The organism is Streptomyces sp. McG3 (assembly GCF_018619185.1).
Classification (GTDB): domain Bacteria; phylum Actinomycetota; class Actinomycetes; order Streptomycetales; family Streptomycetaceae; genus Streptomyces.
On sequence record NZ_JAAXYC010000095.1, the window covers coordinates 1 to 26,043 of the forward strand.

General features: G+C 72.3%; 19 protein-coding genes and 1 tRNA gene. 11 read left to right on the forward strand and 9 right to left on the reverse strand.

Going from position 1 to position 26,043, the window contains the following annotated elements; genetic code table 11:
* Nucleotides 1–97: 97 nt before the first annotated feature.
* From HET64_RS17470 to HET64_RS17480, 3 genes are all read left to right on the forward strand, one after another.
* Nucleotides 98–2,509, forward strand: coding sequence for a tetratricopeptide repeat protein (locus HET64_RS17470; protein ID WP_215106609.1), 2,412 nt, complete (start codon nucleotides 98–100; stop codon nucleotides 2,507–2,509).
* A gap of 10 nt (nucleotides 2,510–2,519) precedes the next feature.
* Nucleotides 2,520–3,137 carry an AAA family ATPase gene (locus tag HET64_RS17475; RefSeq protein WP_215106611.1) on the forward strand — a complete coding sequence of 206 codons (618 nt, stop codon included), beginning with the start codon at nucleotides 2,520–2,522 and terminating at the stop codon, nucleotides 3,135–3,137.
* A gap of 161 nt (nucleotides 3,138–3,298) precedes the next feature.
* Nucleotides 3,299–4,414 (forward strand): ADP-ribosylglycohydrolase family protein, encoded by a 1,116-nt coding sequence (locus HET64_RS17480; protein WP_215106613.1) that lies wholly within the window; start codon nucleotides 3,299–3,301, stop codon nucleotides 4,412–4,414.
* Nucleotides 4,415–4,431: 17 nt separating this feature from the next.
* On the opposite strand, the gene HET64_RS17485 is transcribed toward HET64_RS17480, so the two are convergent.
* Together HET64_RS17485 and HET64_RS17490 are read right to left on the reverse strand one after the other, a co-directional pair.
* Nucleotides 4,432–6,012 carry a sodium:solute symporter family protein gene (locus HET64_RS17485; protein WP_215106615.1) on the reverse strand — a complete coding sequence of 527 codons (1,581 nt, stop codon included), beginning with the start codon at nucleotides 6,010–6,012 and terminating at the stop codon, nucleotides 4,432–4,434.
* A 423-nt stretch (nucleotides 6,013–6,435) separates the two neighbouring features.
* On the reverse strand, nucleotides 6,436–7,218 hold the full coding sequence (locus HET64_RS17490; RefSeq protein ID WP_215106617.1) for an SDR family oxidoreductase: 783 nt from the start codon (nucleotides 7,216–7,218) through the stop codon (nucleotides 6,436–6,438).
* Between the two features lie 102 nt (nucleotides 7,219–7,320).
* On the opposite strand from HET64_RS17490, the gene HET64_RS17495 reads away from it, so the two are divergent.
* Nucleotides 7,321–8,274, forward strand: coding sequence for a hypothetical protein (locus HET64_RS17495; RefSeq protein WP_251145463.1), 954 nt, complete (start codon nucleotides 7,321–7,323; stop codon nucleotides 8,272–8,274).
* A gap of 109 nt (nucleotides 8,275–8,383) precedes the next feature.
* Here the strand turns inward: HET64_RS17495 and HET64_RS17500 are convergent, their stop codons facing one another.
* The 3 genes from HET64_RS17500 to HET64_RS17510 all read right to left on the reverse strand — a co-directional run bounded on the left by HET64_RS17500 (nucleotide 8,384) and on the right by HET64_RS17510 (nucleotide 10,639).
* Entirely contained in the window at nucleotides 8,384–8,590 is a 207-nt protein-coding gene (locus HET64_RS17500) for a DUF397 domain-containing protein (protein ID WP_215106619.1), read from the reverse strand.
* 217 nt (nucleotides 8,591–8,807) lie between these two features.
* The gene (locus HET64_RS17505) at nucleotides 8,808–9,665 is read right to left on the reverse strand and encodes a helix-turn-helix transcriptional regulator (protein ID WP_215106621.1); all 858 of its coding nucleotides are present in this window, start codon (nucleotides 9,663–9,665) and stop codon (nucleotides 8,808–8,810) included.
* A 254-nt stretch (nucleotides 9,666–9,919) separates the two neighbouring features.
* On the reverse strand, nucleotides 9,920–10,639 hold the full coding sequence (locus HET64_RS17510; protein ID WP_003968450.1) for a GPP34 family phosphoprotein: 720 nt from the start codon (nucleotides 10,637–10,639) through the stop codon (nucleotides 9,920–9,922).
* Nucleotides 10,640–10,831: 192 nt separating this feature from the next.
* On the opposite strand from HET64_RS17510, the gene HET64_RS17515 reads away from it, so the two are divergent.
* The 3 genes from HET64_RS17515 to HET64_RS17525 all read left to right on the forward strand — a co-directional run bounded on the left by HET64_RS17515 (nucleotide 10,832) and on the right by HET64_RS17525 (nucleotide 16,600).
* The gene (locus HET64_RS17515; protein WP_215106623.1) at nucleotides 10,832–13,441 is read left to right on the forward strand and encodes a serine hydrolase; all 2,610 of its coding nucleotides are present in this window, start codon (nucleotides 10,832–10,834) and stop codon (nucleotides 13,439–13,441) included.
* 162 nt (nucleotides 13,442–13,603) lie between these two features.
* Nucleotides 13,604–15,571: an MFS transporter gene (locus HET64_RS17520; RefSeq protein ID WP_215106625.1), complete on the forward strand. Its 1,968-nt coding sequence runs from the start codon at nucleotides 13,604–13,606 to the stop codon at nucleotides 15,569–15,571.
* A 153-nt stretch (nucleotides 15,572–15,724) separates the two neighbouring features.
* Nucleotides 15,725–16,600: an adhesin gene (locus HET64_RS17525; protein WP_215106640.1), complete on the forward strand. Its 876-nt coding sequence runs from the start codon at nucleotides 15,725–15,727 to the stop codon at nucleotides 16,598–16,600.
* A 129-nt stretch (nucleotides 16,601–16,729) separates the two neighbouring features.
* On the opposite strand, the gene HET64_RS17530 is transcribed toward HET64_RS17525, so the two are convergent.
* Nucleotides 16,730–17,605, reverse strand: a complete 876-nt coding sequence (locus HET64_RS17530; RefSeq protein ID WP_215106627.1) for an ATP-grasp domain-containing protein — start codon at nucleotides 17,603–17,605, stop codon at nucleotides 16,730–16,732.
* A 103-nt stretch (nucleotides 17,606–17,708) separates the two neighbouring features.
* Between HET64_RS17530 and HET64_RS17535 the strand changes: the two genes are divergently transcribed.
* Nucleotides 17,709–18,602, forward strand: coding sequence for an aminoglycoside phosphotransferase family protein (locus HET64_RS17535; protein ID WP_215106629.1), 894 nt, complete (start codon nucleotides 17,709–17,711; stop codon nucleotides 18,600–18,602).
* Here the strand turns inward: HET64_RS17535 and HET64_RS17540 are convergent.
* A complete protein-coding gene (locus HET64_RS17540) occupies nucleotides 18,556–20,805 on the reverse strand; it encodes an MMPL family transporter (protein WP_215106631.1) in 2,250 nt (749 codons plus the stop codon). The two genes, HET64_RS17535 and HET64_RS17540, sit on opposite strands and share 47 nt — an antisense overlap.
* A gap of 272 nt (nucleotides 20,806–21,077) precedes the next feature.
* Between HET64_RS17540 and HET64_RS17545 the strand changes: the two genes are divergently transcribed.
* A complete protein-coding gene (locus HET64_RS17545) occupies nucleotides 21,078–21,827 on the forward strand; it encodes a TetR/AcrR family transcriptional regulator (RefSeq protein ID WP_215106633.1) in 750 nt (249 codons plus the stop codon).
* Between the two features lie 125 nt (nucleotides 21,828–21,952).
* Here HET64_RS17545 and HET64_RS17550 read toward each other — a convergent pair whose 3' ends face one another.
* Together HET64_RS17550 and HET64_RS17555 are read right to left on the reverse strand one after the other, a co-directional pair.
* Nucleotides 21,953–23,485 carry a S1 RNA-binding domain-containing protein gene (locus tag HET64_RS17550; RefSeq protein WP_374105560.1) on the reverse strand — a complete coding sequence of 511 codons (1,533 nt, stop codon included), beginning with the start codon at nucleotides 23,483–23,485 and terminating at the stop codon, nucleotides 21,953–21,955.
* 340 nt (nucleotides 23,486–23,825) lie between these two features.
* Nucleotides 23,826–23,898 (reverse strand) — tRNA-Arg (locus tag HET64_RS17555).
* 213 nt (nucleotides 23,899–24,111) lie between these two features.
* On the opposite strand from HET64_RS17555, the gene HET64_RS17560 reads away from it, so the two are divergent.
* Nucleotides 24,112–24,813, forward strand: coding sequence for an RNA polymerase sigma factor (locus HET64_RS17560; RefSeq protein WP_215106634.1), 702 nt, complete (start codon nucleotides 24,112–24,114; stop codon nucleotides 24,811–24,813).
* The coding region (locus HET64_RS17565) for a CU044_5270 family protein (RefSeq protein WP_215106636.1) at nucleotides 24,810–26,043 on the forward strand (1,234 nt) is incomplete at its 3' end. The genes HET64_RS17560 and HET64_RS17565, both read left to right, overlap by 4 nt.

Here is a 26,043-nt window from a genome sequence, read left to right on the forward strand (position 1 = left end):
GCTCCCGGCTGCCCGGCTTCCGGCTGCCCGGCTTCCGGCTGCCCGGCTCCCTGACGCCCGGGTCCCGGACGGCCGGGTCCGCTGACAGACTGGCCCCATGCCTCCGCCCAGCCCCCGCCGGCTCTCCCTCCAGCAGATCGTCGAAGGGCAGCGCCGCGCCGCCTTCGTCGGGCGGCACGCCGAACTCGGCCTGTACCGAGCCAATTTCGCGCTGCCGCCCGAGGACCCCCGGCACCGGTTCGTCTTCCACGTGCGGGGCAACGCCGGGGTCGGCAAGACCTCGCTCGTACGGGAATGGCGGGAGGTGGCGGGGGAGTTCGGGGCGCTGACCGCGTCGGTCGACGAGAGCGCCGACTCCGTGCCGGACGTACTCGCCGACTTCACCGCGCAGTTCGCCGAGCAGGGACACCCGCTCAAGGCACTGGACCGGCTGCTCGCCACCTACCGGCGCGCGCGCCACGACGCGGCCGGACGGCTCGCGGCGGACAGCGGGACGCCGGGCGGGGCCCCTTCCCCCGGGGCGCTCGCCGCCGCGCAGGCCGGGCTGATCGCGGCCGGGGCGATACCCGTCGTCGGGGCGCTCGCCGGGGGCATCGACCCGGCGGTCGTGGCGCGGGGCGCGGGCGGACTGCGGGCGGTCTTCGGGGGCCGGGTCCGGCAGCAGGACGAGGCGCTGCTGCTGGCGGAACCGGTACGGGTCCTCACCCCGGTCTTCGTCGCCGAGCTGGACCGGGTCGCGGACACCGTGCCCTGGATCGCCCTCTTCCTGGACACCTACGAGCGCACCGCACCCCAACTGGACCGGTGGCTGGCGGACCTGCTGACCCCCGGCCGGTACGGCGACCTGCCCGCCAACCTCGTCCTCACCCTGGCCGGTCAGCGCCGCCTCGACCCCGTCCACTGGGGCGACCGGAGCCGGCTGGTCGCCGACGTACCGCTCGGGCCGTTCACGGAGGCCGAGTCACGCCAACTCCTGCACGGGCGCGGGGTGGTGGCGGAGTCCGTCGTACGGGAGGTGCTGCGGCTCTCCGGCGGGCTGCCCGTCCTGGTCTCCACGCTCGCCGCCAACCCCGGGGCGGCCGGGGAGGCGAACGCCACCGCCGTCGAACGCTTCCTGGCCGGGGAGAGCGACCCGGCCCGCCGGGCGGCCGCGCTCGCCTGCGCGCTGCCGCGCCGGTTCGACGAGGACCTGGTCGCCGTCGCCGTGGCCGCACCGCGGAACGGGCCGCACGCCGTGCCCGATCTCTACGACTGGCTGCACGAGCTGCCGTTCGTCGCCGAGCGGCACTCCGGCCACTCCCGCTACCACGCCGTCGTCCGGGCCCCGATGCTCCGCCTCCAGCGCACCGGGTCGCCGCGACGGTGGAAGGCGGCGCACGACCGGCTGGCCGACGCCTTCGCCGCCCGGCGGGACGCGGCGGCCGAGGGCATCGACCCGGAGCGCCTCTGGGCCGGGCAGCCCTGGCGCCGGGCGGCCCTGGACGTGCTCTACCACCGGCTCTGCGCCCGCCCCCGCACCGCGCTGCCCGAGGCCCTGCGCGCCGGGATCGAGCTGTGCGGGCAGGCCCCGTCCCGCGCCCGCCACTGGGCCCGGACCCTCGCGGAGGCGGGCGAGGACGCCGACAACGCCGCACTGCGCGACTGGGGCCGGGACCTGCTGGCCGCCATAACGGACCACGGGCCCCGGCCCACCGCCGCCCTGGGGCTCCTGCTGACCCGGGCCGAGCTGGCCGACACGGACCGGGCCGCCGCCCTCGTGGTGCGCGCCTGGGACCGCTTCCGTGCCGGGGAGCTCGACGCCGCGCTGTCCGACCACGGGCGGGCGATCGCCGTGGACCCGGGCAGCGAACGCGCCCACCAGGGCCGGGCGGTGATCCTGCGCTCGCTCGGCCGCTACGAGGAGGCCCTCGCCGATCTGGACCGGGCCGAGGAGATCGCGCCCGCCTGGGCCTGGGCGGTGCGCGAGCGGGGGGAGACCTACCGGCGGATGGGCCGCCTGGAGGAGGCCCTGACCGTCCTGGACCGGGCGCACGCCCTCGACCCGTCCGACGCGGTGCCGCTGGGCAGCCGGGGCCTGGTCCGCCATGTGCTGGGCCGGCACGAGGAGGCGCTGGACGACTTCGACCGGGCGATCGCGCTGTGGCCGGAGTACGCCTGGGCGCTGGTGAGGCGGTCCCGGGTCCGCACCGTCCTGGGCGACCCGGTGGGCGCCCTCGCCGACCTGGACCGGGCCGAGGAGCTGTCCCCCGGTCTGGCCGGAACGGAGGGGGAGCGGGGCGAGGTCTACCGGGCGACGGGCCGGCCCGGTGAGGCCGTCGCCTGCTACGACCGGGCCCTGGTCCTGGACCCCGACTACGCCTGGGCGTACGGCAGCAGGGCCCTCGCGCTGGAGGCGCTCGGCCGGATCCCGGAGGCGCTGGCGGACCTCGACCGGGCGTTGGAGCTGGACCCGGACTACGCCTGGGCGCGGGTGCAGCGGGAGCGGCTGGGGGCCCGGACGGGGCCGTAGGGTCGGGGGCATGCGCGATGTGCGGGTGGTGCTGATCGGCGGGACCTCGAACACCGGGAAGTCGACCGTCGCCGAGGCGGTGGCGGAGCGGCTCGGATGCGAGCACCGCTCCACGGACGGCCTGGCCCGGCACCCGGGACGGCCCTGGCGGACCCCGGAGCACGAGGTGCCGCCGCATGTCGCCGAGCACTACGGGACGTTGACCACCGACGAGCTCCTCGCCTCGGTCCTCGACCACTACGAACGGCTCCGGCCGCGCATCGAGGAGCTGATCACCGACCGCGCGGGGGCCGGGGCTCCGGGCCTGGTCCTGGAGGGCTCGGCGCTCTGGCCCGCGTGGGTCGCCCGGCTGACGGTTCCCCGTACGGCCGCCGTGTGGCTCACCGCCGACGACACGGTCGTACGCGACCGGGTGCGGGCGGCGGGCCGCTACGAGGAGGCGACGGACGCGGAACGCCACCTCATGGACCGGTTCCTGGCCCGTACCGTCCACTATCAGGCGCGGATGCTGGACGCCGTGGAGGCGCTCGGCCTGGCCCGGGTCGACACCGGCGGCGGACGTACGGCCGCGGAGCTGGCCGACGCCGTGCTGGCGGCCGCGGCGGCCCAGACGCGACCCGGACGCTGACTTCCCCACCGGGTCAAAAACGACCTGCGGGACGTCCGTCGACATACCCGTACGTACCCAGGTCGCCCCCTCTACCGCCCGTTCCCGTTCGATTACAGTGCTTGCGCGGTCGCCCGCAGAGGCCCGCGCGGGCGAGCACGTGGTGACGGGGAGGGGGCGGGGTGAGCACAGGGACCACGGCGGTCTGGGGCCGCGCCGAACAGCAGGACTTCCGCAGCCGGGTGCGCGGGGCCCTGCTCGGCGGAGCCGTCGGGGACGCGCTCGGGGCCGGGGTCAGCCGGCTGGCGCTGGAGGAGATCCGCGCCGCCCACGGCGTCGAGGGGGTCGTCGACTACGTCCCCGCGCACGGCAGACGCGGCGCCGTCACCGCCCTCACCCAGCTCACCCTGTTCACCGTCGACGGGCTGATCCGCGCCCAGGTCCGCCGCGACACCGGGGCCTGGCACCCGCCCACCGATGTGCACCGGGCCCATCTGCGCTGGGCCGCCACCCAGTACGACTGGGGGCCCGACGAGCGGCGCGAGGACAACGGCTGGCTGGCCGCCGAGGAGTGGCTCTACGCCCGCCGCGAGCCGGCCCGGGAATGCCTGGGCGGTTTCGGCGACCCCGTCATGGGCACCCTCGACCGGCCGAAGAACCCCACCGCCCGGGACGCGGGCGCCCTCACCCGGTCCGCGCCCTTCGGGCTCCTCGTGGGCTGGGAGCCGGGGCTCGTGCTCCAGCTGGCCGTCGAGTGCGCGGCCCAGTCCCACGGGCACCCCGCCGCCCAGCTTGCCGCCGGAGCCTTCGCCGTACTGGTGCACGGGCTCGCGCGCGGCGAGAGCCTGGACGCCTCCGTGCAGAACGCCCTGGCCCTGCTCGCCGAGCGCCCCGGACACGAGCCGGTGACCGAGGCCCTGCGGCAGGCCCTCGGCTCTGTGCGGCAGGGCATCCCGGGCCCGGCCCTGATCGAGGCGCTGGGCGCGAGCGACGCCGCCGAGGAGGTCCTCGCCGTCGCCGTGTACTGCGCGCTGGTCAGCGAGGACGTCCGGCACGGGCTGCGGCTCGCGGTGAACCACAGTGGCCCCTCCCGTGCCACCGGGTCGGTCTGCGGGGCGCTGCTCGGGGCGCTGCACGGCGAGACCGCGCTGCCGCCGGCCTGGCTCGCGGAGCTGGAGGGGCGGGCCACGCTCCTCGAACTGGCCGACGACTTCGCGATGGAGATGACCCAGGGCCCCGCCCTGCACAGCCCGGCCGCCGTAGCCCCGGGCTGGCTGGCCCGCTACCCGCGCGGCTGAGGGGCGGGGCAGGCCGACTACCGGCGCGGCTGGGGGGCGGGGGCCGGGCCTCCGTCCTGGGCGGGGATCACGGCGGCCGTCGCCGTACCGTCCCCGTCGTCGTCCCCGTCCCCCTCGTTGATCCGGGTCAGCAGCGCGTCGCGCTCCGGGGTGTCCTCCGGCTTCACGAAGCCGATCAGGATGTAGAGCACGAGCGAGACGGCGAGCGGCACGGACACCTGGTACTGGAGCGGCACCCCGCCCTCGACGGCCCAGTGGATCGGGTAGTTGACCAGCCAGAAGGCGAACAGGCCCGAGGCCCAGCTGACCAGCGCCGCCGTCGGCCCGGACTTCCGGAAGGGGCGCAGCAGACCCAGCATGAACGGGATCGCGATCGGGCCCATCAGCCCGGCGACCCACTTGATCACGACGGTGATGATGTCCTTGAACGCGGGGGAGTTGATCTGCGTCGCGATGGCCATCGACAGCGCGAGGAAGGCCACGGTGGTCCAGCGGGCCGCGATCAGCCCGGCCCGCTCGTTCCAGCCGCGCGCCGCCTTCGAGAGCGTCGGGGCGATGTCCCGGGTGAAGACGGCCGCGATGGCGTTGGCGTCCGAGGAGCACATGGCCATCGTGTGGGAGAAGAAGCCGACGATGACCAGGCCCAACAGGCCGTGGGGCAGCAGCTGTTCGGTCATCAGGGCGTAGCTGTCGGAGGCGTCCGGCTTCTGCGCGTCGACCAGGAGCGGGGCGACCCACATCGGGAAGAACAGCACCAGCGGCCAGACGAACCACAGGATCGCCGACAGCCGGGCGGACCGGGTGGCGGAGGCGGCCGAGTCGGTCGCCATGTACCGCTGGGCCTGGTTCCACATGCCGCCGTTGTACTCGAACGTCTTGATGAACAGGAACGCCATCAGGAACGTCACCGTGTACGGGCCGGCGGTCGGGTCCGCGTGCCCTTCCGGGAGCTTGTCCCAGACCGTCCACAGGGTGGCGAAGCCGTCGAGCTTGCTCATCACGGCGAACAGCATCGCCAGCCCGGCGAACAACTGGATGATGAACTGGCCCAGTTCGGTGAGGGCGTCCGCCCACAACCCGCCGACGGTGCAGTAGATCCCGGTGACGATCCCGGTGATCAGGATGCCCTGGGTGATGGAGAGTCCGGTGAAGACGGACAGCAGGGTGGCGATGGCCGCCCACTTGGCGCCGACGTCCACGATCTTCAGCAGCAGCCCGGACCAGGCGAGCGCCTGCTGGGTCTGGATGTTGTAGCGGTTCTTGAGGTATTCCAGCGGTGAGGCGACGTGGAGCCGCGAGCGCAGCCGGTTCAGCCGCGGCGCGAAGAGCTTCGCGCCGATGAAGATGCCGATGGCGATGGGCAGTGACCAGGTCACGAAGGACGTGATTCCGTACTGGTACGCGATGCCGGCGTAGCCGGTGAACATCACCGCGCTGTAGCCGGACATGTGGTGGGAGATGCCCGACAGCCACCACGGCATCTTGCCGCCGGCCGTGAAGAAGTCGCTGACGTTGTCCACGCGTTTGTGCGACCAGAGTCCGATCGCGACCATCACGCCGAAGTAGCCGATGAGTACAGCCCAGTCGAGACTGTTCATGTCCCCCTCCAGGGGTCCGCCTTGTGAACGGGAACGCACTTCGTCGGTACGGCCGTTCAGCGGCGTCCCCTTGCGGGAGCGGGGACTTCGGGGATTGAACCCCCTGTGAGGGTAGTCGGTCAAGGCTGCCTGATGGTCATAGATGTGAACGCAGGTCAGTAAGGCGAACGATTTTACTCGTTCTTGACCTTGTGGGGCGTTGTCGCGAACGTGACCGCGGCCACACGATGGGCGGGCACTTCGTCAGGCTGTGCAGAGAAGATCAGGGAGTACGCGGCAACGCGCGAAGGCCGCACGGGATGCGGGTCCCGTGCGGCCGAGAAGTCGAGAGGGAGGGCGCCTCGTGTACGAGTAGCCGGGAGCGGTGCGAGGGGGCGAGGGCGAGCGGCCCGGGGCGCCTGCCCGAGCCGGGTGGCGCGCGCGTCAGCGCATCAGCTCGCCCGCGTTGACCAGCAGCGACTGGCCGGTGATCGCCCGGGCCCGGTCGGAGGCCAGGAAGGCGACGGCCTCCGCCACATCCCCGTCCGTGGCCAGCTCCGGCAGCGCCATCCGCTCGGTGAGCCGGGCCAGCACCTCGGACTCCGGTACGCCCTCGGAGTCCGCGGTGAATTGGACGTACGCCTGCACCGGCGGTCCCCACATCCAGCCCGGCAGCACCGTGTTGACCCGGATCCGGTCCGGGCCCAGCTCCCGGGCGAGCGAGTACATCGCCGAGGTGAGCGCCCCCTTGGACGCCGCGTACGCCGCCTGCCACACCTGGGAGGGGGCGGCCAGCGCGGACTGGGTGCCGATCACCACCACCGAGCCGCCCCGCTCCTTGAGGGCGGGCAGGCAGGCCCGGGTCATCCGCAGCGTGCCCAGGAGGTTCACGTCGATGACCGACTGCCAGGTGGTGAAGTCCGCGTCCTGGAGTCCGCCGAAGTAGCTGTCCCAGGCGGCGACATGGACTACCGCGTCGATCCCCCCGAACCGCTCCACCGCCAGTGCCGCCAGCGCCTCGCACTGCGCCTCGTCCGTGATGTCGGTGGAGCGGTGGGCTGTGTGCGCGCCGCCCGGATCGATCTCCGCCGCGGACTTGGCCAGGTTCGCCGCCGTACGCGCCCCGAGCACCGCGCGCCCGCCGTCCCGGACGACGGTCTCGGCGACCCGGTGCCCGAGCCCCGGTCCGACACCCGACACGATGACGGTCTTCCCCGCGAGCAACATCGGCGCCTCCCGGCCCTGGAAGTTTATCTGACGGGCCGTCAGAGTAGGCGGATGCGGGAGCCGATGGAAGAGGACGGAAGAAGAGGAAGGCGGGCAGAGGCGATGGCCGATAGTGCCGGTACGGCGCGCGGTGGTACGGGGAGCGGTGGCACGGGGAGCAGTGGCACGCAGAGCGGTGGCACGGGGCGCGGTGGCACGCGGAACAGTGGCGCGGACGGCGGTGGCGGCACGGGGAGCGAGCGGTACGCGGAACTGGCGGGGGCGGGGCCGTACGGGGTGCGCCCGGGGCACGCCCTGATCACCATGGTCGAACCGCATCCGGGCCATGAGTACGCGTACAACCGCTGGTACGAGGACGACCACTACTACGCCGGCGCGACGGCGATGCCGTGGATGTTCGCCGGACGGCGCTGGGTGGCCACCAAGGACCTCCAGGAGCTGCGGTACCCGGAGGAGTCGGCGGTGGCCCGGCCGGTCGGCGCGGGGTGCTACCTGTCGACCTACTGGGTGACCGAGGGGCGCTACGACGACCACATGAAGTGGACCGTCGCCATCAACAAGCGGCTGAACCGGGACGGCCGGGTCTACCAGGACCGGACCCACGTGTTCACGGCCTTCCAGGACCACGAGGCCACCGTCTACCGCGACGGCGCCGCCGGCCCCCGGGACTTCCACGCGCTCGACCACCCGTACGCGGGCCTCGTCCTCCAGGTCGTCGACGCGGAGGGGCCCGAACAGCGGGCGGAACTGCTGGAATGGCTGCGCTCGCGCCATCTCCCGAAGCGGCTGAAGGGGTCGCCCGCGGCCATGGTCACGGTGTTCCGGCCGACGCCCCTGCCCGGCGACCGCATGACGTACGTGAAGCAGGTCGAGGGGGTCGACACCCGGCTGACGCTGCTGTGGTTCCTCCAGGAGGATCCGCGGAGCTGCTGGGAGGAACGCTTCACCGGCCTCGACGCGGCGGTCGCGGAGACGGGGCTCGGGCGGGTCGAACTGGTCGCGCCGTTCGTGCCGACCGTGCCGGGGACGGACCGGTACGTCGACCGGCTGCGGTGACGCCGTGGAAGGGCGCCTGGTCGTGCCGAGCCCCCTCGGCCAGGACGGCGAACCGGTCGAGAGGGCTCCATCAGGTGGTGCGGTGGTGTGGTGTGGTGTCGGGGCGAGGTCAGGCGTTGACCGTGCCCGTGGCGACGTCGCGCACGAACGCGTTCCACGCACCGGGGACGAAGGCGAGCGAGGGGCCCTCGGGGGCCTTCGAGTCACGTACGGCGATGGAGAGCGCGACCGGGGACTTGACCTCGACGCACGCGCCGTTGCCCCCGGAGTACGACGACTTCGTCCACTGGTCCGTAGCACCCTGAAGAATTGCCATGTTCACTCCGGTTCAGAGAGTTGGGTGGGTCGCACCAACCTGATTCCGATTGGCGTGATCGACGCTACTCGCCAAGCCCCGTCCATGAGATGGCCGTTCACTCGACCGGATGGTCTTTCTCCAGTAAGCCTTCCGTGGCGAGTGGGCGGCGGTGTACCATCCCGCCGCCCCCTTCACTCCCGGAATGGCTCGTACGCGACGCGCCGGCTCCGACGCGTCAACTCGTGTACGACTTGGCGATCTTGCTGATGAACTCCCGGGTCTGCTCCACGTTCAGCGCCTGCGCCCGCAGGTGTTCGTACATCACGCTGTAGCGCTGCACGTCGTTCGCCTTCTCCAGGTAGAGATCGCTCGTGACGCCCTCGATGTAGACGACGCTGGAGTCCGCGGCGTCCGGGAACTCCAGGATCGCGTACTGGCCGTTGATGCCCGGGTGCGCGCCCATGTCGAACGGCAGGACCTGCACGGTGACGTGCGGCAGATGGGACTGCTCGACGAGGTGTTCCAGCTGGTCGATCATCACCTGCTTGTCGCCGACCACCCGGCGCAGCGCCGACTCGTCGATCACGGCCCACAGCCGCAGCGGGTTCTCCGGCGCGTTGACCCGGTCCTGCCGCCGCGACCGTACGTTGACCCGCTTCTCGATGTCCGACGGAGGAGCCTCGGGAAGCGCGCCGCTGATCAACGCCTCGGCGTACGCCCGGGTCTGGAGCAGGCCCGGGATCATCTGCGGCTCGTAGACCCGCAGCGACTCCGCGTCGGTCTCCAGGCCGATGTAGACGCTGTACGGGATATCGCCGAAGGCGTGCCACCAGCCCTGCTGGCGGGAGTCCTTCGCCATCTGCATCAGCGAGTCGACGATGCGGTGGTCCTCGACCTCGTACACCCCGCAGAGGTCGCGCACATCGCGCTGGCTGATGGACCGCCGGCCGTTCTCCAGGCGGCTGATCTTCGACTGCGAGACCAGCAGGCGCTCCGCCACTTCCTCGGCCGTCATGCCTTTGAGTTCGCGCAGGCGGCGCAATTCCTGGCCCAGTCTGCGTCGCCTGACAGTGGGATTGACGTTGGACGGCACGGAAACGGCACCTCCGGCTATGTAGCTGTGCGTATCTACTGCTCAGCAGATTGCCACCCCTTGCCCCGGCCGCGCTGGGAAACGGCCACACGCGGGGCGCGGGGGCGTACGCACCGGTGCGCGGGAGGGCGCGCAAGCGCACGGGGCAGCCGGTGGTGGTGACTACCGGCTGCCCCGTGCGTGGTGCGGCTCCCGGACCGGGTCTGTGACGACTGACGACGGTACGGCGTTGTGCGGTTGTCAGGTCCGTGCGGTCAGCTCGCGGCGGTGTGCGCCATGCTGCCGCGACGGGCCTGTGCTTGCGGCTGCAACGGAACGCCCGCTGCCTGCTGCGTACGGCGTGGCTGGACGGCCACTCCGTTCTGGACGTCCATCACGGCGTGCGCCACGAGTCCGCCCATCGGGTCGTGCCTGATCAGGTCCCGGAGCCGGGAGCGCGAAGAGCGCCCCTCGTTCCCGGGGTACAGGTGCTTGCCGAGTCCGACCGCGTGGGCCAGTGCGGCGAGCGCCGCGGTCCGCGGGTCCGGCGGTACGCCGGTACGGATCGCGCTGTCCAGCCGGTTCCTGATGTCCCGGCTGATCGCCGTCTCCGTCGCTTGGTAGCGAGTCGTCGGCAGCACTCCGCACATCTGGCCCGCCACGGCATGAACCATGCCGCACCGCTCCAGATGAGCGAGATAGATCTGGCGCAGCCCCAGGCGGGGCCCGCCGATCCAGTGGACCGCCCGGACCGGGCTGCCACGACGGCGCAGCAGCTCCAGTGCGGAGTCCAGAGTCGGATCTCCTGTCGGCCGTGGCATCACCACGGCGATACGATCCCCGTCAGGGGCTATCCGTCCTGCCAGAGCCAGCTCCACTAGCTGTGCCCCGGCCAGGCCGAGGTCGAGCGACTGCGGCTGCGCTGTGGTACCCGTGGTCGGGTCCAGAGCGAGCAGCAAAAGCTCCTCCGGGATTGTTCTGCGGCTCCTGCCCATCCATGCCTCCCCGCGTGGATGTCTGACAGGGTGACCCCTCTCACATTGGTCTGTCGAGAGCGCCTGCCTGCTTTGTATGGGAACCAGTAGGTATGTCGTTCTCGTCTAGCAGCTCGGCCAGGGGTTCACACAGGACACTGGTAGATGGTTCGGACAGCGCGGGGTGACCCCGCAGCGCATGAGGAGGCATCGGTGGCGGGCGAGTCCCCCGACAAAACGGAGCAGCAGAAGTCGTCGGGGACGGCTGCGGAGGAACGCGACCCGCGCTTCGCCGTGTTCCGTGACCCCGGCGCGGACACGGACGCGGACACGGACAGAGCGGACACGGGCAGGGGCGGGAACGTGGAGACGGACGCGAGCGCGGATGCGGGCGCGGGTTCGGGCGCCACGTCCGACACGGCGACCGCAGTCTTCCGTCCCCGGCTTCCGGAGGACGCCGCCCGGCGCGAGACCGAGGCCGAATCCCCGTCCACGGTGCGTGAGTCGGCGACCGAGCCGGAGACCGCGTCCGAGCCGGAGGCCGCGTCCGAGCCGGAGGCCGCGTCCGAGCCGGACGTCGACTCCGAGACCGGTTCCGGAGCCGAGGCCGACGCGGAGACCGCCGCCGAGCCGGAGAGCGCGCCTGTGGCGGCCTCCACGGCCTCTGGGGAGGCCGGTACGCCTTCGAAGGGCGCGGGAGCCGTCGAGGGCGGCACGAGCCCGGACACGGGCGCGGAGGCGTCCGACACGGAGACGGCGGCCGAGCCCGATGCCGAGGCCGGTGACGGCCGGCTGCGTGCCGCGGTGGCCGCGTGGGTCGGCGCCGAGGCAGAGGACAAGCCGACGGCGGACACCGAGGACGACGCGGACTCCGGTGCCCGGTCCGAGGCCCAGGACAAGACCTCCGCGACAGCGGAGCGGGACGCGGACCCGGACACGGAGCCCGAGGCGGACGCGACGCCGAAGCCCCGTGCGGACGGGTACGCGGCGGACGCGGAGCCGAAGTCGAGGGGCGGCGAGCCCGACGACGAGCCGAAGGCCGGCCCCACGACCGATTCCCAGCCCGAATCCACGCCCGAACCGAAGGCCGACGCCGAGCCGGACAGTGCGTCCGACGCCTCCGACCTGCGAGGAATCGATCAGCCCACCGCCATCTTCAAGGCGGTCAAGCCGGTGGGCGCAGCCGACCGGGTCGACCAGGCGACGACCGCGCTGAAGCTCCCGCCGAGCGAGGACCGTCCGCGCGGCACGAGCGAGAGCAAGCCCGGGAACAAGCCCGGGAACAAGCCCGAGAGCAAGCCCGGGAACAAGCCCGAGAGCGAGGCGGAGCGCACGAGCACGTTCGTGCCGCTGCGCTCCGACGACGTACGGTCCGCCCCCGCGCCCCGCAAGCCTGAGCCCGGGGCCGGGACCGGACCCGAGGTCGCGCCCGAGGCGCCCGCGCGCACCCCGGAGACCGCCTCCCCGGCTACCCCGCCGCCCGCGGCCCCGTCCTGGGCGGCGGCCGAGCGGACCCGGCAGCAGCCGTTGCCGCCGAGGCCGCCGCTCGACCTGCTCGCCGAGCTGACGAACACCCCGCCGCCCCGGGAGACCCCGGTCCGGACCGCCGTCCGGCGGGTCAAGATCTGGACCCCGCTGGTGCTCCTCCTGCTGATCGTCTTTGCGATCGTGCAGGTGATGCGCCCGCTGCCGGAGCCCTCGCTGGAGCTCACCGCGAAGCCGACGTACACCTTCGGGGGCGGCGAGACGAAGCTGTCCTGGCCGGGCCAGGGGCAGTCGGCCGTGATGGTCGACGGCGTCGGGTCGCTCGGTTCCGAGGGCGCGCAGAAGCCGGCCCCGATCGCCAGCGTCGCGAAGGTCATGACCGCCCACGTGATCCTCCAGGAGCACCCCCTCAAGGGTGACGAGGAGGGCGAGACGATCACCGTCGACCAGAAGGCCGAGGACGAGTCCAAGCGGCCCGACGAGTCGACGGCCCCGCTGACCAAGGGGCAGAAGCTGACCCAGCGGCAGATGCTCCAGCTGCTGATGATCCCCTCGGGGAACAACGCGGCGCGACTGCTCGCCCGCTGGGACGCCGGTTCCGAGGACGCGTTCATCGGCAAGATGAACGACGCGGCCAAGGAGCTCGGCATGACCGGGTCGACGTACACGGACCCGAGCGGGCTGAAGAAGACCACGGTCTCCACCGCCACCGACCAGTTGAAGCTGGCGCAGGCGGTCATGCGCAACGAGGTCTTCAGGAAGATCGTGGACATGCCCGAGATCGAGATCGAGGGCATAGACGGCAAGATCTACAACAACAACAACCTCCTGCTGCAGCCCGGCGTGAGCGGCATCAAGACCGGGTCCTCCACCCCGGCGGGCGGCAACCTGCTCTGGTCCGCGAACACCAAGGTCGACGGCAAGGTGCTGTGGATCTACGGAGCGGTCATGGGCCAGCAGGCCGGTACCGGCCGGGTCTACGACAGCCTGGAGCTGTCCCTCCAGAACAGTCTGAAGCTGATCAAGGACGCACAGGAGGCCCCGACCTCGGCGACGGTGGTGAAGAAGGGCGACGTCGTCGGCTACGTGGACAACGGGTTCGGCGGACAGACCCCGGTGGTCGCCACCAAGAACCTCAAGGCGGTCGGCTGGTCCGGTCTGGAGGTCGAGCTGAAGGTCACGGACAACGGCACGGGCATCGACCACGCCGCGAAGGCCGGGAGCGAGGTCGGCATGGTGACCGTGGGCACCGGCACCGGAAAGGTCACGGCACCGGTGGTGCTGCAGAGCGATCTGACCGAGCCGGCCTTCGGCGACAAGCTGGCCAGGATCGGCTGAGAGACCGGGCCGGGGAGGGGCGGGCGACGCCGAGGGCCGCCCCTCCCCGTTGATGACGGAGATACGTGCAGGGGGTACGTGTTAGCGTCCCCGGACAACTCAGGGACGCTGGGACGCGTCCTTGAAGAGGTACGGGGCCGGCGGAGGACGGGGAGAGCCGTAGTGACCACCGCGGAGCCGAAGCCCGGCCGCGAGGCGGACGAGACCACAGGGGCCGGGAGCGACGCCCTGCACGTTCGCGTGCCGTCCCCCCGCGTCCCGGAGTCTCCGGAGTCGGAGTCTCCGGGGATTCCGACTCCCCTTGATTCCTCTGATTCCTCGGATTCCCCTGAATCCTCCGATTCCTCCACGGCCGCCGGTAATCCCGGGGCCGCGGGTCCCGCGGCGGGACCCGCGGCCCCCGAGCCGTCGTCAGCCAGGGCCCGTCGTCTGCTGCGGCACCCCGTCACCATCGCGACGGCCGCCGCCGCCGTCGGCCACCTCCTCTGGTTCTTCTTCTTCGCCAACACGGGCGGTGACATCGCCGCGCAGGACGCCTGGGCCGAGTTCGTGGGCCGGCACCCCGGCACGGCGTACAACCTGGCCTGGTACGGGGGCATGCACCCCGTCTCGTACAGCGTGGTCTCGCCCTACCTGATGTCGCTGCTCGGCGTCCGTACGACGATGATGATCGTCGGCACGGTCTCCTCCCTGCTGACCGCGCTGATCCTCGTGCGGGTGAAGGCCGTCCGCAATCCGCTGGCCTGCTCGCTCGCCGGGGTCTTCGCGTTCCTGTGCAACGCGCTGTCCGGCCGGGTGACCTTCGGGCTCGGCATGATGTTCGCCGTCGGCGCGGTGGCCGCGGTGTTCTGCTGGCCCCACCGCTGGCGGTACAAGCGGTGGGCCAAGGCCGGCGTCGCCGCCCCGCTCGCCGCGCTCGCCACCGCGTCCAGCCCCGTCGCCGGACTCTTCCTGGGCGTCGTCGCGGCGGCGCTGTTCCTCCACAAACGACGCCCCGGCGCGTACGCGATCGGGCTCGCCCCGGTCGCCGTGGTGGGGCTGTCCTCCTGGCTGTTCCCGTTCTCCGGTACGCAGCCGATGTCGCTCGGGACGCTGTCGCTGCCGTTCCTCTTCGCGGTCCTCGTGTACGTGCTCGTACCGCGCGACTGGAGCACGGTCCGCACCGCCGCCGCCGTCTACGGGATCGGCACGCTGCTCACGTACGTCATCGACTCGCAGATCGGGTCGAACATCACGCGCATGGCGATGCTGTTCGCCGGGGTGGCGCTGCTCGCCGCCCTGCCGTACGCGGTGCCGCGCAGCCGCCGCTGGTACGCCCTGCTCCTGGCCTTCGTGGGCCTCAACTTCTGGATCGGATTCAAGGGCGTCGACGACATCGTCCGGACCGCGCCGGCCGCGTCCTGGAACCGGGAACTGGCCCCGCTGGTCAACCAGCTCCAGCAGGTGGAGGCGGAGCGCGGCCGGGTCGAGGTGGTCCCCGCGAGCAGTCACCGCGAGTCATCGGCGCTCGCCCCGTACGTCAACCTGGCGCGCGGCTGGAACCGCCAGGCGGACATGAAGCGCAACCCGCTCTTCTACGACGACACGCTCGACCCGGTGAACTACCGGGAGTGGCTGGACCGCTGGGCCGTGCACTACGTGGTGCTGCCCAAGGACCGGCCGGACAACGGGGCGATCCAGGAGGCGGAGCTGGTCGAGCAGGGGCAGCCGTACCTGCGCCAGATCTGGGGCGACGCGAACTGGAAGCTCTTCCGGGTCCTGGACCCGGTGCCCCTCGCCGACCCGCCCGCGACGGTGGAACGGGCGGGCGCGGACGAGCTGACGATCACCGTGAAGTCGGCGGGCCGGGTGCTCATCCGCATCCCGTACACGCGCTGGCTCGCCCTCGTCGACGAGAAGGGCAAGAGCGTGGAACGCCCGCTGGAGACCGAGGAGTCCAAGGCGCGGTCGGAGGCCGACGAGACCGCGCCGAAGACCTATCTCAACACCAACGGCTGCCTGAACAAGGTCGAGGAGGGCCCGTACGGCGACGAGTGGACCGAACTGCTCGCGCCGCGACCGGGCGTGTACCGGCTGGCGGCCCCGTACCAGCTCCAGCCGGGCACGCCCTGCCCCGAAGAGCTGAGCTGACCCTCTCCCCGGTGTTCCGTTCGCTGTCCCGCCCGGTCTCCCGTGTACGGGCCATCGGGTACGGGATCTCCCTCCACGGGCAGCGCCCTGGCAAGGTGTCCTGCCATGACGTGCCAACACTGCGGCGGCGGGCGCCGAGGCGCGCTGCCCGGAATGGTCTGCCCCGGCTGCGGTACGGGGGCGTCCCGGGCGCCCGGCGCGGACGGTTCCTGGGTCGTGCGCGAGACACTGACGGGCCGCCTCTCCACCCTGCCCCGCCGGCGTAAGGCCCTGCTCGCGGCGGTTGTCGTGGTGGTGGCCGGAGGCCTGGTCACCGTCGCCTCGCTGCTGGTCCAGGGCGGCGGGAGCGTGGGCGGCGGCAGTACCCGCACGGACGCGGCGGGCCGGGCGGGCGCGCTGCCCGACCGGGTCGGCGGCGCGGCCCCCACCAGGATCGGCCCGGCTCCGGACGCGGAAACGGAGGAGCCCGGGGCGCCCCGCGGCACTCCGTCCGGCCCGTCCGCGTCCCCCGGTGGCGGCCGCGGCCTCACGCAGTGGGCGGGCCCCGGCTGCGCGGCGGGCACGTACCGGGAGCGCGGCCGTTTCGAGAGCGGGGACGCGGGCTGGTACACGGTCGACTCCGGCGGTTTCGACGGCGGCGGGTGCGACGGCCGGTTCAGCGCGGTCCCGATGTCGGGCAGCCCGACCGAGGACCGGGGCTCCACGGCCACCTGGTCCTGGCGGCTGGGCCGGGGTTTCAGCGAGTGCGCGCTGACCGTCTTCGTCCCCGGGGGCGGGAACCCGCGCGACGCCGCCGGGGACCCGACCGTCTACCGGGTGCTCTCCGACCCGGACGACGCGGACTCCGCCTACACCGGCTTCGCCGTGCTCCAGACGGAACACCGGGGGAGAGCGGTCCCGGTGCGCACCTACCCGGTCAAGGGCGAGGTCTTCGCCGTCCAGCTCATCGACCGGGGCCGCGACTGGGGCGACGCGAAGCGGGTCGGCGCGCACCACGCGGCGGCCCAGATGAGAGCGTCCTGCCGCTGAGCGCCCGAGCGCCCGAGTGCCCGAGTGGCTGTGTGCCTGAGTGCCCGAGTGGGTGTGTGCCTGAGTGACCGATTGGCTGTGCGGCTGGCGCGGCCGTGCGCGCCCGCGAGGGCCGACCGGTCCTCGCGGCTACCGCACGAAGCCGCGGTCGTGCGGCGACAGGTCCGTGGCGGGTCCGGCGGCGCGGAGGACCGTGTCGAGTGCCCGGTCCGGGTCGGCCGAGTAACACCCGCTCGCCCAGGCGGCGTTGGCTTCGATCACGGCCCAGCGGCCCTCGTCGTCCCGGCCGACGTCGACGACGATCGCGGACGGCAGCGTCGTCCCGGCGGCGGCGAGGACCTCCCGCCCGAAGGCGAGCGCGTCGCCGTCCGCCGGCCCGAGCCGGAGCCGGCCGGACTCGGCGTACCGCCCGGCCGCGTGGACGGCCCCGTCGAGCAGGTGGAGCCGGTACTCGACGGCGAACGTCATCACGTCGCTCACCAGCACCACGGTCGCCGGGTCCACGGCATCCGGTCCGGGCAGCCGGGACCCGTCCGCGTACACGAGCGCCGAAATGCTTTTGTCGTTGGGCGACTTGACGAACGCGGGGCGTCGCAGCCGGTACGCCTCGTCGATCGGCATCGCCCGTATCTCCCGCCGGGTGAGCGCCCGGGGGAGCCGCGCGAGCCAGTCGGCGGGGGCCTCCAGGAGGGCGATCCCGAGCGCGGGGGCCGCGATGTCGGCGAAGGAGGGCCCGGCGTGCAGATGCACGGCGTGCCCGTCGCCCCCAGTGCTTTCGGCGCTCCCGGTGCTGCCGGTGCCGGCGCTCCCGGTGCCGGCGGTGGACGCGATCGGCCCCGCACCCTCCGGCCATCCCGCCCGCCCCGGTCCGCCCAGCCCCTCCGGTGCGGCGGAGGCCGTCGCCTCCACGATGCGCAGCCCGCGCCGCAGCGCGGCGGCACGCAGCGTCCGGGCGGAGGCGGTGAGCCGGGGCGGGAGGACGAGAGTGCGCGGCGGGCGGGTCATGGCCGCAGATCCTCCCGTACGGGGACGCCGCGCCGCACCGGCTTTTTCCCCGTACGGCGGGGACCCGTTGTGCGTGCCCGGGGCCACCTGGTTCGATCGGCGCATGATCATCGAACCGTCGCTCGTACGCGGCCTGATCGCCGCCCAGTTCCCGCACTGGGCGGACCTGCCCGTGGAGTCGGCCGGCGCGAGCGGGACCGCGAACGCGATCTACCGCCTGGGCGCCGACAAGGCCGTGCGGCTCCCCCGTACCGAGGACAGTGCGGCGGACGTGGCGACGGAGCACCGGTGGCTGCCCCTGCTGGCATCGCGGCTGCCCTTCCCCGTACCCCTCCCGCTGGCCCAGGGGGTTCCGGACGGGGCCTTTCCCCGGCCCTGGTCGGTCTGCACCTGGCTGGACGGGACGAACCCCGGTCCCGGCGACGGCTCTTCGGCCTCCGACCTGCTCGCGGCCGATCTGGCGGAGTTCGTGCTGGCGCTGCGCCGGATCGACCCGGCGGACGCCCCGCCCGCCTACCGCGGCGAACCCCTGGCCTCCCGCGACGCGGCGACCCGTGAGGCGCTCGCGACCCTGGACGGGGTCCTGGACCGGGCGAGCACCACCGCCGCCTGGCACGAGGCCCTGGCCGCCGAGCCCTTCGCGGACCGGCCCGTCTGGGTGCACGGGGACCTCCAGCCGGGCAACGTCCTGGTCGCGGAGGGCCGCCTCACCGCGGTCATCGACTTCGGCTGCACCGGTCTCGCCGACCCCGCCGTCGACCTGATCGCGGCCTGGTACCTGCTGACGGACGGGGCCAGGGAGACGTTCCGTACGGCGGTATCGGCCGACGACGCCACCTGGACGCGGGGGCGGGGCTGGGCGCTGTCCATCGCCCTGATGGAGCTCGCGCACTACCGGGACACGAACCCGGTGATGGCGAGGATCGCGGCGCACGTGATCGCCGAGATCCTCACCGACCACACCCGGGCGCCGGTCGGACCCCCGTCGAGTCCTTGACGCGCGGCGCGTTCACGGCGGGTGCCGGAACCGCCTCGGGCGCGCCCTCACTGAGCCCGAACCGGTCGTGGAACCTCCGCAGGGGGCCGGGCGCGTACCAGGCCGATCGGCCGAGCAGACGCATCGCGGCGGGGACGAGCACACCGCGTACGGCTATGGCGTCGATGAGGATGGCCAGCCCGCTGCCCAGGCCGAACATCTGCATGAAGCTGATCTCGGCCGTGCCGAAGGCGAAGAAGCTCACCGCGAGCAGGAGCGCCGCCGCGCTGACGATGCGCCCGGTGCGGCCGAGGCCGTGGGTCACGGCGGACTCGTTGTCCTCGCCGAGATCGTGGAGTTCCTTGATCCGGCTGGTCACGAACACCTCGTAGTCCATGGAAAGACCGAAGGCGATGCAGAACATCAGGACCGTCATCGACATCTCCATCGGCTGCGCCGTGAAGCCGAGCAGGGAGGAGAGGGCGCCGTCCTGGAAGATCCAGGTCATCACGCCGAGGGTCGCGGCCAGGCTGACGATGTTGAGGACCAGGGCCCGCAGTGGCTGCACGACGCTGCCGGTGAAGAGGAAGAGCAGGACGAAGGTGGTGAGGACGATCAGGGCCGCGGCGATGGGCAGCCGGTCGCCGATGGAGGTCCTGGAGTCGACCAGCTGGGCATCGGTGCCGCCCACCAGCGGACTCGCCCCGGCGGGCGGATCGGTCGCCCGCACCTCCTTCACCAGGCCCTGGGCCGCCTCCGACTTCGCTTCCAGAGCGCTCACCACGGTGATCCGCTGCGCGTCGGGCCGGCCGAGGGCGGGGTTCCCGGGGCCGGTGGACTCTCCTCCGGCGTAGCTTCCCGAACCGGTCTCGACGCGTACGACGCCGTCGAGCCCGGACAGCCCGGCCGCGTACGACGCCAACGGGGCCTCGGACACCGGCTGGTCGATGACGACGTGGAGGGCCGATTCCTCGCTGCCGTCGAAGTTCTCCCGCAGCGCCGTGGCGACCTGGCGGCTCTCCGCGCCCTCGGGCAGCACGCGCTCGTCCGGGGTGCCGAAGGTGATGCCGAGCAGCGGGCTCGCCGCCAGCAGCAGCACGGCGAGCGCGGGCAGGGCGGTGATCGCGGGCCGTCGCATGACGGTGCGGGCCAGCCGCCCCCACAGAGGTGTCCGGTCGTCGACGCGCCCCCGCTTCACCCACGGCAGCCGGCCGCTGTTGACACGGTGCCCCAGGACGGCGAACAGGGCCGGCATCACGAACAGCGTGCTGACGGCGGCGACGGCGACGACACCGACTCCCGCGAATCCGAACGAGCGGAGGAAGTACTGCGGGAACACCAGGAGTGACCCGAGGGCCGCCGCCACGGTCGCGGCGGAGAACGCGACGGTGCGGCCCGCGGTGCTCACCGTGCGCCGGACGGCGTCGTCCACGCTCGCCCCGGCCGACAACTGCTCCCGGAAGCGGCTGACCATCAACAGGGCGTAGTCGATGCCCAGTCCGAGGCCCAGGGCGGTGGTGAGGTTGGTCGCGGTGTTGGCGACATCGGTGACGCTGCCGAGGAGGGAGAGCTGCGCGAACGAGCCGACGATGGCGATGACGGCGATGACCAGCGGCAGCAGGGCCGCGACGACGCTGCCGAAGACGAACAGGAGCAGGACGAGGGTGAGCGGTATGGCGATGGCCTCGGCCAGGATCAGATCGTCGACCACCTGACTCGACAGATCGCTGCCCACGGCCGCGCCGCCTCCGGCCCGGACCGTGAGGCCACCGTCCTGTGTGCCGGTGTAGCCGTCGATGATCTGCTGGGCGTTCTCCTGCTGCCGTGTCTCGTCGCCCGTCACATGGGCGAGCACCATGGCTTCCCGGCCGTCCTCGGAACGGAGGTCCGGGCTGCCGGTGTCCCAGTACGAGACGACATTGGTCAGCCCCTTCTCCTCCTTGAGGCCGGCGACCAGGCTCTGCCCGCTCTGCCGTACGGCGGGGGAGTCGACGGAGCCGTCGGCGGCACCGACCAGCAGCACCAGGTTCGTCTCTCCCCCGAACTTCTCATCGATGACCACCGCCGCCCGGGAGGACGGGGACGACGGGTCGTCGAAGCCCCCGCCGAGCAACTTGCCGAAAGCGCCCGCGCCGACCGCGCCCATGAGCACGAGGGCCGCAGCGGCCACGACGAGTACCGACCGGGAACGGCGAATCGCCAGTTCGGCCAAGCGTTCAAACACGCCACATCTCCTTTGCCTCCAACGGTGAGAACGACGTGTGTCTGCCCGGTGCACAGGGGAGCCGGCGCAGTGCCCCGCGGAGCCCTTCTCCACCGGGGAGGGGCGCGGTGTCGCACGCTTCGTCGCCGTGAACGACGTTAGTGAGAGGACGAGTTGTTGAGCAGTGCGAGATTTACCTGACACTGTCAGTTTTTTCGGGCAGGCCACAGAATTTCGGGCAGGCGGTCGCCGAGGCCTCCCGGTACGGCCTGGTCCGCCGTAGGCTCGGCCGCATGCCCGCAGACGCGCACCCGCCGGCTCCGTCCTCCCTGCGACAGCGGCGCCGGGCCGTCGCCACCCAGGAGATCGTGAAAGCCGCCGAGCTCCACATCACCGAACACGGATCCGCCGCCCTGTCCCTGCGGGCGGTGGCCCGGAGCCTCGGCATGAGCGTGCAGGCGCTCTACCACTACTTCCCCGACCGGAACGCCCTGGTCACGGTGCTCATAGCCAAGGCGTACGAGGACCTGGCCACCGCCGTACAGGCCGCCGCCGACACCACCCCGCCCGACCCGTCCGTACCGCGCTTCGTGATCGCGGCCGAGGGCTACCGCCAGTGGGCCGTCTCCCACCCCGAGCGGTTCCAACTCCTGTACGGGACACCCCTGCGGAGCTACGCGGCACCCGTGGGCGGCCCGACCACCCGGGCGATGCAGCAGATGAGCGCGATCTTTCAGCGCGTCCTGTTCGGCGACTTCACCGCCGGGCAACTGGCCGCGGCGGACACGCCGGCGCTGTCGCCCCCGTTCCGCGCCCATCTGGAACAGCTGTCACCGGACGGCCTGGCGGCCCTGCCACCGCAGGCGACCGCACTCCTCCTCAGCGGCTGGGGCCACATGCACGGCCTCGTCGTCCTGGAGGTGTTCGGGCACACCGCGTTCCTGGGCGGCCACCAGGCCGAGATCTTCCACCTGGCGATGCGCGACCTGCTGAAGGACATCCACCGCCGCATCCCCACCGGGCACGCAAGCGGCCCCGGATGAGGGTCCGGGGCCGAGCAGGACTCCTCCCTGCGGGAGAAGACCCAGGTCAGAGCGGCAGCACGGGGTGCCCCGGCAGGACGGCCTGATGTGTGCCGAACCTGTTCCGGCGGGCGGAGACCGGACGATCAGCGAGGAGCGGATCCACCGCTGTCGGCTGAAAGTGTCTGCGTATGTGACAGGACGATCCGGCGACGCGTGGGGTCGACTTCGAGAATCTTCACCGTGAGGGTGTCGCCGGCTCGGACGACGTCCTCGGGTCTGTCGACATGCCTCTCGGCGAGTTCGGAGTTGTGCACCAGGCCCTCGAAGCCGTCGTCCCGGTCTTCGACGCGGACGAAGGCACCGAACGGTACAAGCTTCGTGACGGGGCCGGTGATGATCTGACCGACCTGTCGGACGAGTTCCCGCATCGGATCCTCTTGCAGCGACTTCAGCGAGAGAGGAACTCGCTGCCGGGCCATGTCGACGGCGAGGATCTCGGCGGTGATCTCCTGGCCGACGGTCACGACGTCAGAGGGATGGTCGATGTGCCGCCAGGACAGTTCGGGGATATTGATCATCGCGGTGAAGCCGCCGATATCCACGAACGTGACGCCGAAACTGGCGATCGCGATCACCGTCCCGGTGCAGATCTGGCCGCTGCGAAGGGTCTTCAGGATGGCCCAATGCCGGTCGCTCGGCGTCGGCTCGGTCCTCCACCGGGCCCGCAGCACACCGTCGCTGTCGGGCAGGACCGCGGTGAACAGCGGGTGGCGCTGATCGGCGTCGAGGGACAAGACGGTCGCGGCACGGGCGCCATCGACGCGTTCGACCAGTTCGCCGAACCGGGTCTCGTCGGCGACGATGCTGGTGATCTGCCCGTTCTCGTCCTCCCAGACGACTTCGACCAGGCCCTCGTCGGGGAGGCCGGCGAGGACCGCGCCGACGTCCCGGGACAGATCCGGCCAGACGGTCAACCGAGCGCGGGGCGTGAGTCGAGCGCGTACCCCGTCCAGCGTGTCGCCTGCGAGGCGGTGCCAGCGCGACGCGTTGTCGATGTGGCACTCCTCCAGGATCGCAGCACTGCCCGTGACGACGGACCAGCGCAGTTGGGCCCAGAAGTCGTCGTCGGCGGGGCGCTGCCCGCTGCCCTCCTCCTCGTCGAGAGCCGCGTCGTAGGGGGAGCGATCCATCCGTTCCGGGAACAGTCCAAGGGCTCGGGTGCGGGCCACCGCTCGGTCAGGTGGCGCGCTGGTGCCCACGTAGACGTATTGATCCCACCCGACATGTACGGCGAAGGCGCCCTCCACCTCCAGACGGCACCAGGCGCCGTTGTCGCGAAGCATGGCCCGGACCAGTTCCAGGCCGATGGCGACGGGCACCGTTGCCCCGTCGTGGTAGCCGGAGAGGTCCGGCGGGAAGAGGCCCGTCAGACCGTGACCGGACACCGCCGGCTCCAGGCCGAAGTGGACGAAGCCCGGGGCCTGGGGTTCCCGGATGGCCAGGCGGTCGATCCCGGCACCCGAGGCGAAGGCGGCCACCGCCCGCAGATACGCGTCCTCGACCGGACCGTGGTCGCTGATCGCCTCGGTGGCGCCGACATAGCTGCCGTGCTCGTCGCGGTCGGCGGGGTCGTACTTGGTGATCCGGTAGACGTACGGCAGCACGTCACTGCCCACCGGTAGGGCGCCCCGCGACGTGGTGAGCCGACTCCCGGGAGGCGCAGTCCTGCCCGTTGAGAAGGCACGGTGCGCAGCGGATGGATTCGTACATGGCCGCGAGTGTACGGACGGCCCTGGATACCGGACAGACCACCGAGGATCTCCGGCACCGCGCTGGGCGCTGTGCTGATCGTCCGGCAGGAACCGGGGCAGGTCGCCCTCGACTCCTTCGGTGATGAGCGGGACGCCGTTGTCGCGGCGGACCTTGCACGTCTCCGGGAACAGCTTGTCGGTCACCGGCAGCCGGAAGCCCTTCCGCCCACTCGGGCGGAAGGGCTTCCGACCTGCTGCTTTGCTGTGCCCCCGGCAGGATTCGAACCTGCGACACCCGCTTTAGGAGAGCGGTGCTCTATCCCCTGAGCTACGAAGGCCGGGATGTTTCGGAGGCCCCGTCGTGAAGACTGGGCCGCCGCCGACAGTGTAGCGGGTGGGGTGAGCGCCGTTCCTCGGGTTTGTTGATCGTGCGCCCGTCGGTGGCCCTGTGCTTTTCGCGGCTTCGCCGCGGTGCCTCGGGCGGGTCCGCTGTGATGCGTGTCACCGGAACGTGGCCGGGTGGGCGGACAAGTCAGGGGGTGAACTACTCGATGCACGCGCGTATCCGCGCGGGGGATCCGGATGCCTTCCGGGAGCTGTTCCGCGATCATGCCCAGCTCGTCTTCCGGCACGCCGTCCGGACCACCGGAGACTGGAGCGCGGCCGAGGACGTGGTGTCGCTGACGTTTCTGGAGGCGTGGCGGCTGCGCGGGAAGCTGCGGGACGAGGGGGAGAGCCCGAGGCCCTGGCTGATGGGCATCGCCGTCAACGTGTTGCGCAACACGGGGCGCGCCGCCCGCCGCCATGAACGGGCGCTGGCCAGGGTGCCGTTGCGGGACGTTCTGCCCGACTTCGCCGACGAGCTCGTCGGACGGATCGCCGACTCCGCCGAACTCGCCGCCGCCAAAAGCGCGTTGGGGCAACTGCGGCGCGCCGAACGGGAGGTGTTCGCGCTCTGTGTGTGGGCCGGTCTCGGTTACGCCGAGGCCGCGGAGGCGCTCGGCGTGCCGGTCGGCACCGTGCGGTCCCGGCTGTCCCGTGCGCGGGCCCGGCTCCGCAGGCTCACCGACAGCGAGTTACGGCGACGGGGCGGCAGGAGGGAACCCCGCAGGACGGAACCAGGCAGGACGGGACCCCGTATGACGGATCCCCGCAGGACGGAACCCGATGGGATGGAACCCCGTGGGTCCGGCGGACAAGTACAGGGTGGCCGCACCACAGCGGCCCGGTCGAACGAGGAGAGAACCCGATGATCCGCACCCCCTGGCGGCGGCGCGAAGAGCCGCTCGACCTCGCGGAACTGGACCGGCTGCTGCCCGCACCCGGTGATCCGGAACTCTCCTCCGACCGCCTGAGCGGCCTTGAGGAGCACCTGATGACCGAGATCCGGAACCGGAAGCCCGACACCGCGCCCGACACCGCGCCCGACACCGCGCCCGACACCGCGCCCGGCGCCCCGCCCGCCGGTGTGCACGAGGGAGACCACGCCTCCCGGCCGGCCCGCCGCCCCGGCCGTCGCCCGGTCCTGGTCGGTGCTGCGGCCGCCCTGGCCCTGGCCGCCGCCGGGGTCGCCGCACTCGCAGGCGGCCCGGTCGGCCCGGGCGGCCCCGGGAGCCCCGGCCGCGCGGTCGCCCCGCCCGCCGGGGCCGTTCCCGCCCCGGTCGTCCAGGTGGTCCGGGGCAGCACCGCGGGGCTGGCGGATGCGGTGGCCGACATCTCCGGGGCGGCGGCCAGGGCGGAGCTGCCGGAGCCGGGCCCGGGGCAGTTCCTGTATGTCCGGAGCGAGGTCTCCTGGCTGGTCTCCTGGGAGGGCGCCGACGGGAAGAACCGGAGCTATGTCGACAGGATCCATCCCCGCGAGGTCTGGATGTCGCCCGACGGCAGCAAGGGCTGGCTGATGGAGCCCGGCAAGGAGCTCATCGGCCGCGACGGCATCACGCTGGACGACCCCGAAGGAGGGGAGCGCACGCTCAACTCGCCCAGCCACGATTACCTGAAGACCTTGCCCACCGACCCGGAGCTCCTGTTGAAGAAGATCTACGACGAGACCCGGGGCATGGGCAACGGCCCCGACCAGCAGGCCTTCAGCACCATCGGCGACCTGCTGAGGGAGCAGGTGGTTCCGCCGAAGCCGGCCGCCGGCCTCTACCGTGCCGCGGCCCGGATTCCCGGGGTGGTCCTCGTCGACGACTCCGTCGACGCGGCCGGCCGGCACGGGATCGCCATCGCCCGTACCGACGAGGCGGACGGCTCGCGCACCGAGTGGATCTTCGACCGCGATACGTACACGTATCTGGGGGAGCGCACCGTCCAGACGCGTGATGTGGAGGGCATCGAGGCGGGCACGGTCAAGGGCCATACCGCGGTGACGGACCGGGCCGTCGTCGACGCGGTCAAGCAGCGCCCGGCCGGCTCGGCTCCGGGCGAGCGGGCCGCCGCCCCGGCCACCCCTTCCGCCCTGTCTCTTATACCCATCTCCGAGC

Excerpts from the sequence above, each read along its gene's own strand:
- HET64_RS17470 (WP_215106609.1), top strand. The coding sequence starts at position 98 with ATGCCTCCGCCCAGCCCCCGCCGGCTCTCCCTCCAGCAGATCGTCGAA.
- HET64_RS17475 (WP_215106611.1), top strand. The coding sequence starts at position 2,520 with ATGCGCGATGTGCGGGTGGTGCTGATCGGCGGGACCTCGAACACCGGG.
- HET64_RS17485 (WP_215106615.1), bottom strand. The coding sequence starts at position 6,012 with ATGAACAGTCTCGACTGGGCTGTACTCATCGGCTACTTCGGCGTGATG.
- HET64_RS17490 (WP_215106617.1), bottom strand. The coding sequence starts at position 7,218 with ATGTTGCTCGCGGGGAAGACCGTCATCGTGTCGGGTGTCGGACCGGGG.
- HET64_RS17495 (WP_251145463.1), top strand. The coding sequence starts at position 7,321 with ATGGCCGATAGTGCCGGTACGGCGCGCGGTGGTACGGGGAGCGGTGGC.
- HET64_RS17500 (WP_215106619.1), bottom strand. The coding sequence starts at position 8,590 with ATGGCAATTCTTCAGGGTGCTACGGACCAGTGGACGAAGTCGTCGTAC.
- HET64_RS17510 (WP_003968450.1), bottom strand. The coding sequence starts at position 10,639 with ATGGGCAGGAGCCGCAGAACAATCCCGGAGGAGCTTTTGCTGCTCGCT.
- HET64_RS17525 (WP_215106640.1), top strand. The coding sequence starts at position 15,725 with ATGGTCTGCCCCGGCTGCGGTACGGGGGCGTCCCGGGCGCCCGGCGCG.
- HET64_RS17530 (WP_215106627.1), bottom strand. The coding sequence starts at position 17,605 with ATGACCCGCCCGCCGCGCACTCTCGTCCTCCCGCCCCGGCTCACCGCC.
- HET64_RS17535 (WP_215106629.1), top strand. The coding sequence starts at position 17,709 with ATGATCATCGAACCGTCGCTCGTACGCGGCCTGATCGCCGCCCAGTTC.
- HET64_RS17545 (WP_215106633.1), top strand. The coding sequence starts at position 21,078 with ATGCCCGCAGACGCGCACCCGCCGGCTCCGTCCTCCCTGCGACAGCGG.
- HET64_RS17560 (WP_215106634.1), top strand. The coding sequence starts at position 24,112 with ATGCACGCGCGTATCCGCGCGGGGGATCCGGATGCCTTCCGGGAGCTG.